We start from the raw sequence: 17,444 nt of genomic DNA, 5'->3' as shown, positions 1-17,444 counted from the left end.
AGGGGGCGTAGATGACATCACAGCAGAGTTTTTTCTTGTTGGCTTTTGCGGGCTATTTATTTGTGATGGTAGTAATTAGCTGGTGGGTATCTCGTTGGCAAAAGTCATCCAGTGATTTTTTACTGGCGGGGCGCAGAGTACCTGTATTACTAACTTTGGGTACGACAGTGGCAACTATGGTAGGCACGGGCTCCTCAATGGGCGCGGTTGGTTTTGCCTATGAAAATGCATGGGCGGGCGCTTTATATGGCATAGGTGGCGCGCTGGGTATTTTACTTCTCGCTTGGTTATTTGCGCCTGCTAGAGCGCAAAACTTTTCCACCATGAGTGAGGAACTTGCCAGCTATGTCGACAATCACCCTTTGGTTAAAAAGCTATTGGCATTACTCATTTACAGCGCCAGTATTGGTTGGTTGGGCGCACATCTTATTGGCGGTGGCATGTATTTATCTTGGCTCACTGGCATTGAACAAGGGCAAGCCAAGCTGATCATCGGCGTGGGTCTAGCGGTTTATGTGACCATTGGTGGCTATAGTGCCGTGGTGTGGACGGATGCCATTCAGGCGGTACTGCTTTTTATCGGCTTTGTATTAATGGCGTATTTTGCGATAGACCATGTAGGAGGGCTTAGCGCAATTGGGCACAGTGAGCTTGTTGTTGATAGTGGCTTTTTATCGGTCAATAAAATAGGCGTGATGCCAGCGATATCTTTAGCCATTGCGGTATTAGTTGGCGTATTAGCGACACCTTCATTTCGTCAGCGCATTTATTCAGCTCAGAGTGTGAAAAGTGTGCGCCAATCTTTTGTTATTTCTGGCGGACTATATCTGCTTTTTAGTGTTATTCCGGCTCTAATAGGTATCAGCGCTTATTTGCTCAATGCCGAGCTTGATAATCCTGCGTTTGCCTTTCCTTACATGGCTTTAAATAGCCTGCCACTGCTGTTAGGTGGGCTGATCATTCTTGCTGGGTTGTCTGCCACCTTATCTAGTGCCAGCTCTGATGCGATAGCGGGAGTGAGTGTGTTGGTGGATGATATGTATCAGTGGTTGTTTCGCAACAGCATGCCAGTACAACAGCAACTTTTAATTTCCCGTGTAGCTATGTTACTCACTGTGGCCTTAGCCTTAAGCATGGCGTTGTTATCAAATGATATTATCAGTTACATCACCCATATGATTGCGACGGTGATGAGTGGTCTCTGCGTGATGGGGTTGCTAGGTAGATTCTGGCATGACTACACATGGCAGGGCGCGCTGGCAACGCTGTTTAGCAGTGTCATGGCGGCATTGTTGGTCGCTCAGCAAGACAATTGGCTTGCATGGTTTGGCAATCCAGTCATACCGGCGCTTTGCAGTGCGATGGTCGCTGGAGTGCTGGTGAGCAAGTTCAGCCAAAAACGCCGAGGGAGCAAGGCACACGGGGCAGTGGAGCAAACATCATCATGAACGTACAAATCAAAAAAGTGGTGTTTTTCGGTGAATGCATGATAGAACACCGAGCCGATGGGAATGTGTTTTTTGGCGGCGATACATTTAACACCGCTTGGTACTGTCAGCATCTTTGTGCTCAGCTCGCACACGCGCCTGTTGCAATCTACTATGCCAGTGCAATCGGAGCGACATCGCAAGAAGAATCTGCATTTCGTCAATTACTAGTTCAAAACGCCATAAACGACGATTTTTTGCTGATACACCCACATCGTAACATGGCAAGGTATTGGGTCAGCCATGATCAATTTGGTGAGCGCCGATTTCGCTTTGATAGAGCGAATAGTGCGGCTCGCGACTATTTTGAATTAGATGAAACGCTCAGTGAGGCGCTCACTCACGGCAGCATTGATGCAGTTTACCTTTCGGGTGTCAGTTTAGCCATTTTGCCAGCCTCCCATAGAAGCTATTTAATTGATAAACTAAGGAAATTTAAACGCCATGGTGGTACTGTCATCTTTGATAATAACTATCGGCCAAGCCTGTGGGAATGTGTAGACCCGCAAAGGGACTATCTAGCATTGATGGCTATGGCTGACATCGCTTTTTTAACCGACGATGATGAATACGCCTTGTATGGAACAAGTAACACTAAAGAAATCATAGAATTACATGCAAGGCAACAAAGTGACAGACAATTGCTGGTGGTCCGTCAGGGGGCTGCACCCTGTGTACTCTACTGTAGCGAAACCAAAACTTGTATTGAGGTGCCAGCATATCCACTTGAGCCTAAGGTTGTAGTAGATACTTGTGCCGCAGGGGACGCATTTTCAGCTGGTTTTCTAATTTATTTCTTACTTGAAAACGACTTAGTTGCCAGTGCAACATTTGCACATCACTTGGCGGGAGTTGTTATTCAGCATCAAGGGGCACTCATTTCGCCAACATTATTACCCAACTTACTGGAGCAGGAGCACTGTGTTGAATAACTGTTTAAAGTTAGCCCTTTTTGCACTGTGCTGGTGTTATGCCATGAGGTCGGTAGCCACACCAGAATCGGCAAATCTCGGGTTGATGTTAATGCCATCGCCAAAAAAAATGCAGGTAACTCAACAGCACCTTGTTTTACCCGAAAACCTACAGGTTTTTATGACCGGACTAGATGAGCAGCGCCAGTCTTTACAATTTGTAAGGCTTCAATCGGCACTCGCTCAAAATAAGAGTTTGCGCTCAACCACACTGCTGAAAAGCGCCTTGCCAGATACCAGTTTATTGCACATTGTGGTATCGACAAATAACATCAAAAAAGCGCATCACTTGTTGCCACAGCTCGGTGATGATGAATCATATACCTTAGAGATTGGTGCACAAGGTATACATATTCAAGCCAACAGCGTTGTTGGGGCGCAACATGCGGTGAGTAGTTTGATGCAGTTACTTGCCACCGCAGAAGGTGGACGGCTGCCTTATTTACACATTGAAGATGCACCTAGATTTGCTTGGCGGGGGCTGTTAATCGACAGCGTACGTCACTTTATCTCGGTTGATACCATTAAGCGCCAATTGGATGGTATGGCGGCGGCCAAGCTGAACGTACTACATTGGCATCTAACTGATGATCAAGGCTGGCGAATAGAGTCACGGGCTTTTCCTTTGTTGACGCAAAAGGCCTCTGATGGCCAGTACTATACGCAGCAGCAGGTGAAGGATGTGGTCGCTTATGCTGCTTTGCATGGTATTCGTGTTGTGCCGGAGTTCGGTATGCCAGGACACGCAAGCGCGATAGCCGTCGCTTATCCGCAACTGATAAGTGAAGTAAAAGACTATCGTATGCAACGTCATTGGGGGGTTTTTAAACCACTCCTTGATGTTTCCAAACCTCAGGTTTACGAGTTTATAGACACGTTGTTTAGTGAAATGACCACGCTGTTTCCAGATCAATATGTGCATATTGGCGGGGACGAGGTTGACCCAGAGCAGTGGCTGGGTAACAGCAATATCCAAACGCTCATGAACACCCACAATCTCAAAAATGGCCATGATATACAAGCCTATTTTAATCAGCGCATACAGGGAATTTTAAATAATCATCAGCGCATTATGATGGGTTGGGATGAAGTGTATCACCCCAAATTACCGCGTGATATTGTGGTACAGTCTTGGCGTGGTCATGACTCTTTAAATTCGCTTGCGCGCAGTGGTTATCAAGGCATTTTGTCTACCGGTTTTTACATTGACCAACCACAATATACGGATTATCACTATCGTAATGATCCACTCGCATATGATGAACCAGTGGATCTATCATTAGCGCTATCTTCAGCGTATGCCTTTACCATTGAGCGATTGAAAGGCAGTGATGTGCACGGTGAATTGCTCATTATGGGTAAAGGTGCTGAGCAGCAGGTGCTGATTAAGCTCAATGATCAACATCATAAAATCGCCCAATTTAGTAAAAGCTACTCTTTGAATGGTAAACAATACTCACTGGTAACGTTAGATAGCTGGATGGGGCCCTTAGAGTTTGAGTTTGCACTCAATGGTGGTGATAGCTCTGTTTTGGTAGGTAACAGCCGTTATCCCTTAATGCTGAAGGAAAACCTCAGGCCAAGCAAAGTCTCATTATTACAGCCGCTAACATCTGTTGAGCAACAACGTATTTTGGGCGCAGAGGCCACGATTTGGAGTGAACTGGTCAGCGATGATAACTTAGATCTCAGAATATGGCCGCGCTTATTTGCCATTGCTGAACGTTTATGGTCGCCGCAGTCAATAAAGAACCGAGAAAATATGTATCACAGACTCGAAGCGATGGATGACTATGGCGCTAATGTGGTGGGGCTTGCACATCAACGACAGTATTTAAACGGCTTGAGTCACTTACTTAGTCCTACGCTCAGTGATGCGCAGCAGCAGCGCAGTCTGACATTTTTACTGGCTTTATCATCTCGTTTGGAGCCCGCCCATTATTACACTCGACACCATATTAAATACCTAAAGAGTCAGTATCATCAAGGTGCTGCGCTGAATGATTTGGTTGATTTTTTACCTGTCGAAAGTACAGCTGTACGCCAGATGCAAAGCGCTTTCTCGCGTTATCGTGCAGGCAAAACCGCTGCTTTGGAACAGGTAGTACAGCAGACACTGACGTTACAAGCTCAACTGCTTGACGGTCAACAGGTATTGGTCGATAACGACAATTTAACACACCTACAACCAGTATTAGCGCGTCTACTAACACTCAATGTAATGACGCTAGGTGTGATTGAAAGCTGCCGTCGCCAAGTGACACACCCTCCTCAAGCGCAGGCTCAGGTTGCTCAGCAGTTACGCTCATTGCAAAACTTACAAAGTGAACTGGTGTTGGCGGCCGTCGAGCCCGTGCGTCAGTTGTATTTAGATTGTCAAAATAGCCAAGGAACATTATGAAATATTTAATCGGTTCTTTTATCACGTTTTTCGGATTTGCACAGGCGCAGCCCCTTTACATTACTCAAGATTGGGTGGGTGACAAGGTGTTTACACAAGGGGTAGAAGGGCCTGCGGTGGATAATAACGGTGTGTTGTATGCGGTAAATTATGCCGAGCAAGGCCGTATTGGCAAGGTGACAGCAAAGGGCCAAGTCAGTCAATTACTCAGCTTGCCAAATGGCAGTGTAGGCAATGGCATTCGTTTTGATAGGGCAGGCAACATGTATATTGCCGACTACGTGAATCACAATGTGCTACGAGTCAGCCGCGATGCACTGCAAAGTGGCGCAGATGCGTCCGCGTCAGTGAGCGTTTTTGCACACAACGACAAGATGAACCAGCCCAATGATTTGGCAATTATGGACAATGGCATTTTGTTTGCCAGTGATCCTAATTGGAAAAATAACACAGGCCAGCTGTGGCGCATTGATCAAGATGGCACTAGTCATTTGCTTGAAGCTGACATGGGGACCACCAATGGGATTGAAGTGAGCCCCGATAATAAAGCGTTGTATGTGAATGAGAGCGTGCAGCGCAAAGTATGGCGATACCGCCTCGATGACAAGGGTAACATCAGCAATAAGCAATTATTCATTGAATTTAAGGACTTTGGTCTAGACGGCATGCGGACCGATAGTGACGGCAATTTGTATATCGCCAGATACGGTGCAGGTGTGATTGCTGTGGTGTCTCCACAAGGAAAGTTACTCAAAGCGGTTAAACTCAAAGGGCAGCACCCAACCAACGTAGCGTTTGGTGGCGAGGATGGTAAGTCCGTATTTGTGACCATGCAAAAGCGCGGAGCGATTGAAATGTTTAGAACGGCTGTGGCGGGGCGTAATTATGCAGTAGATTGAACAAGCTAGATTTGAGGCGTCATGAAAACTATCTGTTGACGCCTCGATAGTAATTAGTTATTTTGACAAGCCAAAGCTTTTAGACAGTGTTAGCCTTTGAATCTTTCTGTTATCAAAAATACTGTCGTCTTTTACCATTTCCCATTGATAAGAGATAGAAATAACCTCTCCAATCTCAGCGGTAACGGTGAAACCATAGCTTTCGAAATTATCAGAAAACTCACTCGGGTTATTCAAGGTAAGGTTGCTGGCAATCTTTTTAATATTTTCATCATCATAATTGTGGTACGTATAATTTGCAGCGATATTTAGGGAACCAGGTTGTACTTTCCCGTTATCATTTACATCGAAAAGCTCCAAATATGAATTGTACTGCCCCACGATTGAAGCGTTGTAGCCATAGACAAATTCAGACTCAGTGTCGCCTTTAATTTTTTTGGCAACGGCACGAAAAATACCACCCGCCATGACGGTACTTTGCTTTTTGTTATTCTCGCCAAGACCACTATTAAATGCAAAAAGAGCGGGAATACTCAGTTGAATACCTGCATCTTTGTCCATTAGGGTTTCAGAGGCTTCGTTATTGTTTGTATCAGAACTTGGTTCTGCATAGGAAAAGTAAAATGGGATTTTGACGGTCTCTCCCCATGCGTACCATAAACCTTTATACAAGCCAACCTCATAGTTGGTACTGTCTCCCACTGGAGAAAAAGATGCTTGGTAGAACGCATCCTGATCATTTTCAATTGCCCCAGATACCCAACTGATGGTGTCCAAAAAAGGGATGACAGGACACTTTTGGTTGACTCCTTTGTCGTCTTTATAGGTAGATTGGCTATCACAACTTGCCACTGCAGCTAAGAGCTTAGTATCATCTTTCACTCCAGCCTTTACAAGATGAGAGATGATCAAAGGACAGTCGTGTTGGTTACCATTGTTATCGACATATGTACTTTCCGTCTTACATTGTATCAACACATTGCTAGTGACCTCATTACTCAATGACTTTTTAGCTTGCATAAAAGCCATCCCGTCACGCTGTACATCTTTTCGCAGAGTCGCGCATTCTTCGGTGTCGCCTGACAGAGCTTTACACTCGCCAATTTTTGCACGCAAGGCTTGCTTTTCTTTTTCAAGAGATTCTTGCAACTTGTCTGTGTTGCGTTTTTCAATAGCTTGCTGTGTGAAACTATTAGAAGTAAACGGGTTGCTGGCCAAAGCAACGGGTGAGGCAATCATTGAGAGTATTAGAGCGCGTTTAAGCATATTCAAATTCCTTGTTTTTGCTTATCTTAATGTTGGGTAAATAAATGGTGTGTTCATTCTTTGTTCATTTATAAACTTTTAATTAACATTTAGGCGCTTGAATGTCAATTGAGCAGTTGTAAATGGCGGGCAGTACTTGGAGGCTTAGAAATACACCGAGCTGTTTTTAAGGTGTACCTAACAAGCCGCGCTTAACAAGTGTTGCTTAACACGGTACACTGAAGCATTGTCGTTACAGCTCGTTATTAAATGCTTTACTTTTCTGATTTTTGTTTCGATACACAGCATCAGGTTTTGTATCAAAGAGGAGATGTGGTCAGCCTGAGCGTGAATCAGGTAAAGCTATTATCTTTATTTTTAGAACAGCCGACTAAGATACTGAGTAAAGATGATATTTTATCATCTGTGTGGCCTCGTAAGGTGCTCTCCGATCAGGTTGTATTCCAGACGATTAGCCAATTGCGGGTGGTCGTGGGTGAGGGGGCTATAAAAACCTTTCCTAAGCGAGGATATCAATGGCAACTCGCAATTAGTGACGCTCCGGTTAATGAACATCATCCCCAACATCAGTCAAACAACTCCCTAGCTCACAATAAAGTCGCTTATTGGCTTAGCGCGTTGGCTGTCATGTTTGTGACCAGTGCGTATCTGTGGATGACTGTCAAAGAGCAACCTCAAGCGCCAGTTACCACACAAGGAAATCAACAGTTTGCCAATTGGTATGTAATACCGTTCGCGACCCGAGCATCAACATTACCGCAGCCGACACTTGATGTACTAAATACCCAACTTAAACAAACAATGACAGAGGTTGAGACATCTAGTAGCGACTCAAACAGTGGATTGACAGGCGCTTGGCGGTTTTTTGCTTCACCATTTATGGAACGAAAAAAATACCTTAGCGCAAACAATCCAAACGGTGTGTTGTTGTCAGGCGTTGTCTATTCATATCAACATGCACAGCAGCAAACACCTTACTTTATTTTGGAGTATTTGGCGCAAGGCAGTCAGCGTCAATGGCGTGGATATGTGCATGTTCAGTCGTTATCGCAGGTAGAGGAGCTGCTCTATCAAGCGTTAGAGCCGGTGCTTTTGTCTGATTTTTTCAATGAACCGTCTGAGTCAGCCGCAACCGCTGAGCTGGCAACATTGATTGCCCGTTACCCGGAACATTTAGCGCTGTTGCAACAGCTTATCGAGCGACAAATTGAACAGACCGAATATGATATTGCCGATGCACAAATTGAGAAGCTGTCAACACTTGCAGTGGCGCAACAACAACCTGTTTATGTTGCCTATGCACATTGGTTAAGGGGTAAGCTCTTGTTGGAGCTGGAGCAACACCAACTTGCCATGCAGCAGTTTGAACAGACACAGTCACTACTGGCAGAGATTGATTTACTCGCACTGCAAAGTGAAGTAAGCCAATCCCAGATTGATGTTGCTGGAGTTAGTAGCGATTTTGCGCAAATACAAAGCCACCTGTTTCGGGGGGCAAGTCACGCTAGGCTGGCGAATAGACCCATGCAGGAGATCAGGGCGTATACCTTGTTGTCTATCAAGGCTGCCAAACTTAAATTGTATAAAGAACGCTATGACTATTTAAAACAGGCTGAGTTGTTGATTGATGATTACCAATTAGATGACTCTCACAGAATGTTGACGGATTACCATTGGGCGTTGTTTGCAGAGCAAAAAGAGGAAAAACTTCGCCATTACCAAAGCGTACTGCGCAGGCCTGTCACATTGGATAACTTCTGGGTGTTTTTTAGTGTCACTGAGAAATTGCTCAGTTATGCCATTGAAGAACAACAGTGGGCAACGGCTCAATCACTTGCACTAGGTATTACCGAGCCTGCTCGGCAAGCCTATTTACTCACCAAAATACACCTTGCTAAACACCAGCCCAGACTGGCAATACAACAGGCAGAGCGTGCTTTTAACCTAGCTCGAACGCAAGGAATAGACTGGATTGGCCTTGAAATGGCGCTTACATTACTCGAATTGCTGCAAGACGATAGCGACGCTGCACAAGTTACTTTAAGCAAAAGGTATATCAGTAACACCGCTAAATCTTGGTGGTTGAAACGGCATCAGCAAAGATTACAGCAAGTAGGAGTTACCGTTAACTCCTACTAAGTGAGATATTACTGAGGTGTGCCAGAGACGTTAACTGTACTAGGGAAGTTCACCTGTGTGTGGGCGCGATGGCTTTGCCAATTCTTTTTCGCTGTTGTTTGCGCTTTGCTAAGTGCCTTAACAAAGTCGCTGTTGCCCGGCTGACTCTCTAGGGCTTTGCCATTGGTATCTAATGCCAAACGAAATCCTTCAAGTGCGGCAAGAAAGTCTTCACGCATACGCATTCTTGCACTGCTGGTACTGGCTTCCCAATGCCAACTGCTTCCTCTTGCAACGTACGCATCACAGTCTTCTTTTATTACTGGGCTGCCATCGTTTGGCGCGTCGATATAGTTATTTTGATAGCAATCAGCGAGTCGTTCCACCACATTTCCAAGCATATCATGTATGCCGAAAGGGTTGGGCTCGTATAAACCGACGACCGATGTGGTGATCTCATGATCATGGCATGGTTCAATGGTGTACTTGTCATTGTAAGTTGCGTCATATTGTTTTGGTGATTCAACTTTTGCATCTAAATCAGACAGGTTGGCATATTTACAGGCCTGACCGCTTAGCGCTTGGTCGCCATAAAAATAGCGTGTTTGTGTGCCGCCTCTTAGCGCATATTCCCATTCAGCTTCGCTAGGCAAGCGGTAGTGTTTGCCCGATTGTTTTGATAACCAATCAGCATAGGCAAGCGCATCTTTTCTGGAGACGCATACCACAGGATGAAATTCGCTTTGCGCATAAATATTATTGTCCCAACTACCATCTTTTTTACCACTCCCAAACCACTTTTTACCAATTCGGTGGGTACAAGTTTGCTTGGCAGGGTAGCCTGTTTGCTCAACAAACTTTCTAAATTCAGCAATGGTAACTTCGTATTTAGCCATTTGAAATGCCTTAACAGAGACTCTGTGTTGCGGCTTTTCATCGTCTCGTCCGTGCTCACTTCCCATTAAAAACTCACCGGCAGGCACTGCAACCATTGGGGGTTCAATATAAGTTGAGTTTATTTTATTGCCACTGTGCGCAAAAGTACTGAACAGGAGTGAACAACATAGTACTGACAAAGTGTTTGAAGGTATTTTACACATGGTTATTTCTCTTAGTTAAATTGACCCATCCACCATGCATAACCTTGAACCGAGTTGTCTTACCAAAAAGCTATCAAGTTGTCTGAATAGTTTTTTGATAGATCTAACAGGTTGATTGTAAAGGATAGAAACTCTATAACACGCATTAATTATATGGCCTAGAACCTGTTGTATGCAGTATGCACCCATGTGCTAAATGTGGCTTATGTAAAGACAGCAGCAAGATTTATAAACGCAACAATTCATTCTGGGCCGTTAAAGAAAAAGTGAAATCGCATCACAAAAAAATTCGTGTATAGCGCAAAGAGGTAAGGTTTAGCAGCTGACATCATCGGCTTAGAACCTCAATTTTTGTCTGTGCCGTTTAACAACAAAAACACAATTGAAACGATTTCATGTTTTAAATATGTAAATTTTTTGTGTTTTGTGTCATATTTAGAACCAAGCGTGAGGGCTTGCTATGTTTGGCCTTCGTTGATAGTTGCGATTATTGTATTAAATTAATTAACATGGAATGATCATATGATATACACAGAGCACATCGACGCATTAAAGCGAGAACCTACTTTAATGCGTGCTATGAGAGTCGCTAAAAGTTTACTGATGCTCGGTGCGACTGTTGCATTATTTGGTTGTGGTATGAGTCAGACTCATCAGGGAAAAGAGTTGGCCATTGCTTATCAAAATAATTCGTCAATCCAGGCCGATGAAGGCAAAGAGCTGGTCATTAATTATCAAGTAATGATTAGCGTTCAGTCCAAAGATAATGCGTTAATCAATGGTATGGGTATTCCGTTGAACCATGAACTTGTTGTTACTGCCGATCACGTTTTGGCTGACCTAGAGGTAGGAGACTCGGTGTATGTACAACTTGGTAATTTGGGCAAACTCTCTCAACCGCTGCTAGCCAAAGTGGTGCTGCGCTCTGCACAAACAGATTTAGCATATTTAAAACTGATAGAGCACCGCTTTAGTCCAGCCGCTGTGCCAAAATGGTGTGAAAATGAACAGTTTGGTTCACGGGTTGCGATGAGCAAGTTAACGCCAGATTCCAGAGTTGCAGCGTCATCGGGGACGATATCGGGCATTACTGAAAGACCATTGATGACAGAAAGCTTTAACACCGCGGCCAGTAAAGAAGGCATCGCACCCAACAACATGCGCAGTGAGCCCGTTAGTTGGATACTTCTACATCAAGGAATGCAAGGTGGCTTTTCTGGGGGCGCAATGTATGACGTGAACAACCAGTGTGTTGTAGCGGTTTCTTCATTGATTGCCAGTTTTGATGATTTAGCCGAGCCCGACAGATATGGCTCAGTATATGAAGCAATCAAAACTAAATATTGGGCGGATTACAGTAAAGTACTCGCGTTTGGTATCCCTGCAAAAACAGTATTTAAGTTGGCGAAAAGTGAAAAGGTCTTAAATCCGGTTTAGTTGATTTAATCTCGTGTGGACAAAGGCGTTGTGAGAGCGCGTGTCCTCGGCTATGCACATTCCCCCACCATGATAAACAAACCCGGGTACTTGGTAATCGTGCAGGCAAACAGGGTTTGCCTGCTTAAAGCTTGGCTACAGTAATGTGCTGTAAGGGTTGTCGATTGGCTTGAGTAGGTCATCCGTTATGCCAAGCCATCCCAGACCCTTTTGGGTCATAACAATATGGGTTTGATTAACAGTACTTTGTCTGGCATATCCTTCATTTACAAGAAAGTGAACCACTTCTTTGAGCTCGCTCTTTTGTTGGTTTGAGATTGGCTCACCGTGTGCTGGTGCATGAATTGTCTCGTAGCTTGGTGTTATGCCATTTGGGAACGCGGTCAATAGCGCTTTTGATAAAGGTTCTGCATGGCGTTTAAAGGTATCAAACGGGTTTGACATGGGCTGTCCTCCTTGTTGTGGTGCTTAAATAGTATACAGATTGGTGAAGTAAGCAACCTAGAGCAAGATGAAACTTCAATGACAAACACCCAAACCTAGGCGTATTTAGGGTCGATGTGCGCGATGTTGAAAGCCGCAGCATAATGATGAGTGTTACGCCAATGAGCTGCACACTAATAATAGTAGAAATCCCCCCTATAGCATGGTGTAATAATTGCTAATTATAACTAAAACAACATGTTAATCAGGGAAGGTATACGTTGTATTCTAGCCGTTTTTTCACTGTGATTTTGTCTGTGTTGGTGACGCTATCCGCTCAGGCCAATACCCATCGTTTACCCGCAAACATTACCTTAGAGCGACAACATGTCGCACTCACTTTGTCGCCCAAACAAAGTGAGTTTAGTGGTCACACCCGTATGCATTTAGCGATAAAGCAAAGCAGCAACATTATTGCTTACCATGTTCGTGATCTGGTCATAGAATCGGTTGAGTTAACACACAACGGGCAAACCACCAGTTTAGAAATAGTACAGCCAAATGAATTTGATATTGTGACCCACCAATTAGCCAAGCCTATTTCGGGTCAGGCAAACTTACAGATCAGTTACAAGGGCAAAATCAATCAAAAGACGATGGGCTTGTTTGTGGCGGACCAACAAAGCGGCTCACCCTATATTTTTTCCCAGTTTCAAGAGATGGAAGCGCGCACCGTATTCCCTGGGTTGGACGCGCCTGACAAGAAAACCCGTTTTGAGTTTAGTGTCGATATTCCTAAACAATATGATGCGCGACATAACACACCCGTTGTATCTAGTGAGGTTCAAGGGGAGCGCAAGCATATTCGCTTTGCACCGAGTCACAAAATTTACTCTGATGTGCTGGCGTTAGCGGTGGGAGAGTTCCATTCGGTTGCACTTAAAGGCACCCCATATAACTCGGTGGTGTACGCGCCCAAAACCATTGTATTGAACTTGCCCGATGATATGAGCGAATTGGTCAGCAATACCGTGCGGTTTATGGAAGATTACCTCGATTACCCATTTCCTTACAGCAAGCTAGATTTTTTTGTGACACCCATAGATGGCCTTGCGGCGATGGAAAACGTGGGTTTAATTGCTTTGAACAGTCATCAGATCCCAAAGTCTGATGCGGATGGCTTTGCTATCTGTCGCTTCAGAAAGCTGATTGCCCATGAAGTGGTACATATGTGGTTGGGCAACGATATCACCATGAGTTGGTACAACGACTACTGGATGCATGAGTCATTCGCTGAATTCTTTGCTGCCAGAGTGCTGCAAGCGCTTTACCCGCAGGAGACGGGCTGTGCATTGAACCCTCAGTTATCGGCATTTTTTGATGATAAACACAGTGCTAGAGCGCTGCGCAGCGGCGTAAAGTACCGAGGCGATAACGAGGCCATAGGTCAATTGGCCTACACCAAGGGCCGAACCGTGCTGGAGATGGCCGAGTTGGCTCTGGGTCAAGCCCAGTTTAAAACTCATATGCGTGCTTATGCCAAGCAAGTAGCGGGGGCAAACACCAGCGCACCACTATTTGCTCGGCACTTTGCTAACACCCCGTGGTTTGAGGGGTTTCTCAATTCATTTATCACCCAATCGAACTATCCGTTATTGACGCTTAGCAAACTCAATAACCAAGTGTTTATTCAACAAAATAGTTTTTATAGCAGCCAAGATAAACTCTGGACCATACCCTTAACCTTGAAAATATGGGATGGCAAAGTGCTCAAAACACAACAAGTGGTGCTCGACAAAGCGCGCATGGCGCTCACCAATGTACCCGCCAATGCACAGCTATTTTTAGACAGTAACGGGGTTGGGTACTTTAGATATTTAGACAACACGGGCAATGGGGATTTCCCCATTGAGAAGCTGAGCGCTGCCGAGCGAGCCTCTTACGTAGATAATCAAGAAGCGCTGGCCATGGCCGCGAAAATTGACTTTATGACGTACATTGATTCACTTCTACATATCATCAATACTTTGCCACATAGCGCAATGGAAGTGAGTAATGCGCTGTCGACCTTGCAAGATACATTTGTGACGTTGATCCCTGAATCACTCAGCGGTGAGTACGCACATTATTTGCGTTCTAAGTTACCCAGTATCAGCGAATGGCCGCCAATACTTGCCAATCAAAACGGTGGCTTGTGGCTAGAGTTATACGGTTTGAACCTAAATGCCAGCAGTGCCATCAGCGCAGCGAAGCAAGCGTACAAAGACACGCCTTTGAGCGAACTTACGCAACGCACCGCCGTGTTACGCGTGCTGGTTGCCAACGCCAATGAGCAAGAGTACCAAACGTTGCTGAGCCAATTTGCACACAGTGAAAAACATATTAAAGAAGACCTACTCGACGCCTTGGGCTATGGCAATACACACAGCCAAATCAAAGCCTTTTACGACTTGCTGCTCAGTGATGCAAGTAAAGGCCACGATATTGACTACCGCTTTCAGTTCCCAGCGTTTTCACCCAAACACCGCGCTTATGCGGGGGAGTATATTCGCAGCCACAAAGAAGTCATCAGCAAGCGAATTGCCGATGATAAGTTGCAATGGTTCCCATACAACTTCATCACCGCTTGCTCTGCAAAAGAGGCAGAGATTGTCAAAAACACCTTTGCAGATTGGCAGGATGTACAAGGCCTAGACGCCAAACTTAATATTGTACTTGAGGTTATCAACGAGTGCGCCGGTAATGCTCAGCGTAGTTTGCAAAGCGTGCGGGAGATACTAGGAAAAAGTAAGCACAGTTTGTGATAGTGGGTTGCATCTTGGGATGAGCGTACATAGGCAAGTTAATAGGTTATAGCTGCGTTATGGGTAGTAACTTTCACTCTGATGGGCGAAAGTTGCTACCTTACTTGGTTCTTTTTATCACCTCAGTGTAAGCGTTAGGTGTCCAAAATGATCTAGGGAGACCAATAAAATTTAATGCTGGCTCTTTAACGGATAGAAATTGAACCTACACCGCTGAGCCTAAGAATGAAATTTGTCACACACTTATTTCATTCAGAAGGTTTTCGAAGTATTCCTGCTGTTGAACGTCTGGCTCTGGGTTTTTGAGCTTGCTTTTTACCAATGCCATCTTATCTTGTAATTCTTTAAATGTAATTGAGACTTGTCGTGAATGTTCGAGCCTTTGCATGATTTGGAATAGCAGATAAAAATCAACTAAATATCTTTTGCCACCTTCTTTGTAAAAAACTTCATTTAGTGAATTCTTAAGGTTCCCTGGTGACAATTTTGACTTTAAGATTGAAATTATCTTTTCAATATCTCCGATTGATTCAAGAAATCTATTTTTAAGTTCAATATCAGTTAAAATTTTCTCTAGAAGTGCTGATACATCTTTCTTTTCGGTTATTCTGCAATTAACTTTGCTGTCTCTTAAGTAAAAGCCCAGACTGGTATAATCAGGTCTATATTTTGAGTTATACAAGTTATAACCTAGCAAGGTTATTAACTCCTCATTTAACATTCTATCAGAGGAGTTATTCCCGTTTCTCTGTTTTATATAAAACCATTCAATATTATCGTTAGTTATTTCTTTTATATACCTAATAACATCTCTATCCATGAATGAGTTCCACATTTCGAAGGAGTTTTCTTTTATTGGGTAAGGCTTGTTGTTAAGCCTAATGAAGAGATCAACAGGATCAAAGTTGTTATTTAAGTATGAGTCTATCTCAATCACACTAAGCATAAAATCATAGATTTTATCTTGAAGGTTAAAATCAAGATCTTCAAACCTAGAACCGTTTAACTCATGAAGTATTTTAAGCCTTGATAATTTAAAGTTACAGCATTTAGGGTATGTCGTAATCCCATTCTCATCCTGATAACTTTTTCCCAAAAAACCCAATACTGAAAGTAACCGTTGTTGGCCATCTATAACCTCTTTAACTCCATTTCTATTCTTATAGATGAACAGAGGTGGAAGATTAATACCAAGAAGAATGCTTTCGATAATTGCAGAAGCTTTGAATACATTGATCTTCTCAAGTCTTTGATAGCTTGGCCTAATTAAATACTTGTTTCCATTTAACTCTTCTACAATCTCTTCTATAGGAATTAAGGAGGGCTCCGGCTTTTGCACTCGTAATGAAGCTAACTCATCCAATTTTAGTTTGGCCTCCTTTTCGCTTTGCCTCATTTCTTTCACTGAGTGTTTGAAGTCATCATTCTTAATAAATAATGAAAAATCAAAATTCAATAGTGTCGAAATCATCTCACTGATCGACTTATGTCTCTTTATAATTGATTTATAGTGATGACTATTTTCAGAGAGGAAATCATCTTGGTGATTCGTTAAGTAGTTATTAATATGAATAATACCTTCAGGAGAAAATAAAGGTGAAATGTCTACTTCTTCTTCAATCAGTATGAATATTGCCCACAGTAATGCTTCATTTACTAGCTTGTTTGCGGGAATCTTTAAATGTTTTATAAGCTCTAATGTTTTGTCTAAGTTATAAAATAAGCTCTCACATATTTCATCAGGGTTTTCTGTATTTTGTGATTTGACACCGTATAGGAGATCCATTATTTCAGTTCTGTTGCTACCGCTAGCATATGTACTAATGGGAAAAGATGACAAAACTAAATATCGTCTCATAAACTGGAGTACTTTTGATGTATCATCATTTTTGAATACTTTACCAAGAAAGTTTTTTTCAACTAGTGAAATAAATTCTGGGTTATCAATAATGCGTGCCTTCAATTCGTTTGTTATAGAGTCATCATCATAGGTTGCATTGTCGATTTCTGCGCTATTTAGTGGAGTAATACCAGAATTATACCTTCTGAAAATTTCTTTCTTTATTTTATCTTCAAGCGTTGCATCCAGCCTTGGCTCATTAAAGATCTCAAATTCAAAAATACGAATCTTTGCATCATCTAGTAGCCCTTGAATTTCAGCGTCGAGAGTACTAAATTGCATATTTTGTAGCTGGGTGAGTTTTGTAAGTCCTTTAATGCTCAATTTAAGTTCGCCATTGCGAAACTTTTTTATTGTTTCATACCGTTGTCTACCATCAATTACTTCTATTGTCGAGCCTGTATTGAAGAAAATTAGTGGGGGAACGTCGGTTCCTAACAAAATGCTTTCAATAAAGAAAGTCGCTTTACTGTTGTCCCATACATAATTACGTTGATAGTAAGGGTCATATTTTATTTTTTCGACTCTTCTTTTACTAAAAAGGGTTTTTAGAGAAAGTGAGTAAACCTTTGTTGTTATGTGGTTCTTGAAAATATTTTCAAAATCTTCTTGGTTTAAATATAAACTCATTATTTACT

The 17,444-nt window shown here is 43.3% G+C and carries 11 protein-coding genes; 7 read left to right on the top strand and 4 right to left on the bottom strand.

Annotated elements, in window-relative coordinates:
• The first annotated feature begins 11 nt into the window (after nt 1-11).
• Genes C2M32_RS12440 through C2M32_RS12425 form a run of 4 tightly spaced genes read left to right on the top strand, consistent with a single transcriptional unit; the run spans nt 12 to nt 5,758 of the window.
• A complete protein-coding gene (locus C2M32_RS12440) occupies nt 12-1,448 on the top strand; it encodes a sodium:solute symporter family protein (protein WP_105168696.1) in 1,437 nt (478 codons plus the stop codon).
• Nucleotides 1,445-2,419 carry a sugar kinase gene (locus C2M32_RS12435; protein WP_105168695.1) on the top strand — a complete coding sequence of 325 codons (975 nt, stop codon included), beginning with the start codon at nt 1,445-1,447 and terminating at the stop codon, nt 2,417-2,419. The genes C2M32_RS12440 and C2M32_RS12435 overlap by 4 nt, the downstream gene beginning before the upstream one ends.
• Nucleotides 2,420-2,462: 43 nt before the next feature.
• Complete coding sequence (locus C2M32_RS12430; protein WP_158678215.1) at nt 2,463-4,859, top strand: family 20 glycosylhydrolase; 2,397 nt, start codon at nt 2,463-2,465, stop codon at nt 4,857-4,859.
• Nucleotides 4,856-5,758: an SMP-30/gluconolactonase/LRE family protein gene (locus tag C2M32_RS12425; protein WP_105168693.1), complete on the top strand. Its 903-nt coding sequence runs from the start codon at nt 4,856-4,858 to the stop codon at nt 5,756-5,758. Before C2M32_RS12430 ends, C2M32_RS12425 begins: the two co-directional genes overlap by 4 nt.
• Nucleotides 5,759-5,815: 57 nt before the next feature.
• Here the strand turns inward: C2M32_RS12425 and C2M32_RS12420 are convergent, their stop codons facing one another.
• Nucleotides 5,816-7,024, bottom strand: a complete 1,209-nt coding sequence (locus C2M32_RS12420; protein ID WP_105168692.1) for a hypothetical protein — start codon at nt 7,022-7,024, stop codon at nt 5,816-5,818.
• A 249-nt stretch (nt 7,025-7,273) separates the two neighbouring features.
• Between C2M32_RS12420 and C2M32_RS12415 the strand changes: the two genes are divergently transcribed.
• Nucleotides 7,274-9,163: a winged helix-turn-helix domain-containing protein gene (locus C2M32_RS12415; protein WP_105168691.1), complete on the top strand. Its 1,890-nt coding sequence runs from the start codon at nt 7,274-7,276 to the stop codon at nt 9,161-9,163.
• Between the two features lie 8 nt (nt 9,164-9,171).
• On the opposite strand, the gene C2M32_RS12410 is transcribed toward C2M32_RS12415, so the two are convergent.
• On the bottom strand, nt 9,172-10,134 hold the full coding sequence (locus tag C2M32_RS12410; protein WP_234401289.1) for a formylglycine-generating enzyme family protein: 963 nt from the start codon (nt 10,132-10,134) through the stop codon (nt 9,172-9,174).
• A gap of 630 nt (nt 10,135-10,764) precedes the next feature.
• On the opposite strand from C2M32_RS12410, the gene C2M32_RS12405 reads away from it, so the two are divergent.
• Nucleotides 10,765-11,679 (top strand): S1 family peptidase, encoded by a 915-nt coding sequence (locus tag C2M32_RS12405; protein WP_105168689.1) that lies wholly within the window; start codon nt 10,765-10,767, stop codon nt 11,677-11,679.
• 135 nt (nt 11,680-11,814) lie between these two features.
• Here C2M32_RS12405 and C2M32_RS12400 read toward each other — a convergent pair whose 3' ends face one another.
• Nucleotides 11,815-12,123 carry a hypothetical protein gene (locus tag C2M32_RS12400; protein ID WP_105168688.1) on the bottom strand — a complete coding sequence of 103 codons (309 nt, stop codon included), beginning with the start codon at nt 12,121-12,123 and terminating at the stop codon, nt 11,815-11,817.
• 260 nt (nt 12,124-12,383) lie between these two features.
• On the opposite strand from C2M32_RS12400, the gene C2M32_RS12395 reads away from it, so the two are divergent.
• A complete protein-coding gene (locus C2M32_RS12395) occupies nt 12,384-14,906 on the top strand; it encodes a M1 family metallopeptidase (RefSeq protein ID WP_105168687.1) in 2,523 nt (840 codons plus the stop codon).
• A 235-nt stretch (nt 14,907-15,141) separates the two neighbouring features.
• Here C2M32_RS12395 and C2M32_RS12390 read toward each other — a convergent pair whose 3' ends face one another.
• The gene (locus C2M32_RS12390; protein WP_105168686.1) at nt 15,142-17,436 is read right to left on the bottom strand and encodes a DUF262 domain-containing protein; all 2,295 of its coding nucleotides are present in this window, start codon (nt 17,434-17,436) and stop codon (nt 15,142-15,144) included.
• Nucleotides 17,437-17,444 lie beyond the last annotated feature (8 nt).

The organism is Pseudoalteromonas sp. T1lg23B (assembly GCF_002964665.1).
GTDB lineage: Bacteria > Pseudomonadota > Gammaproteobacteria > Enterobacterales > Alteromonadaceae > Pseudoalteromonas.
The sequence above is the reverse complement of the archived record's forward strand: the minus strand, read 5'-3'. Positions and strand labels throughout refer to the sequence as shown.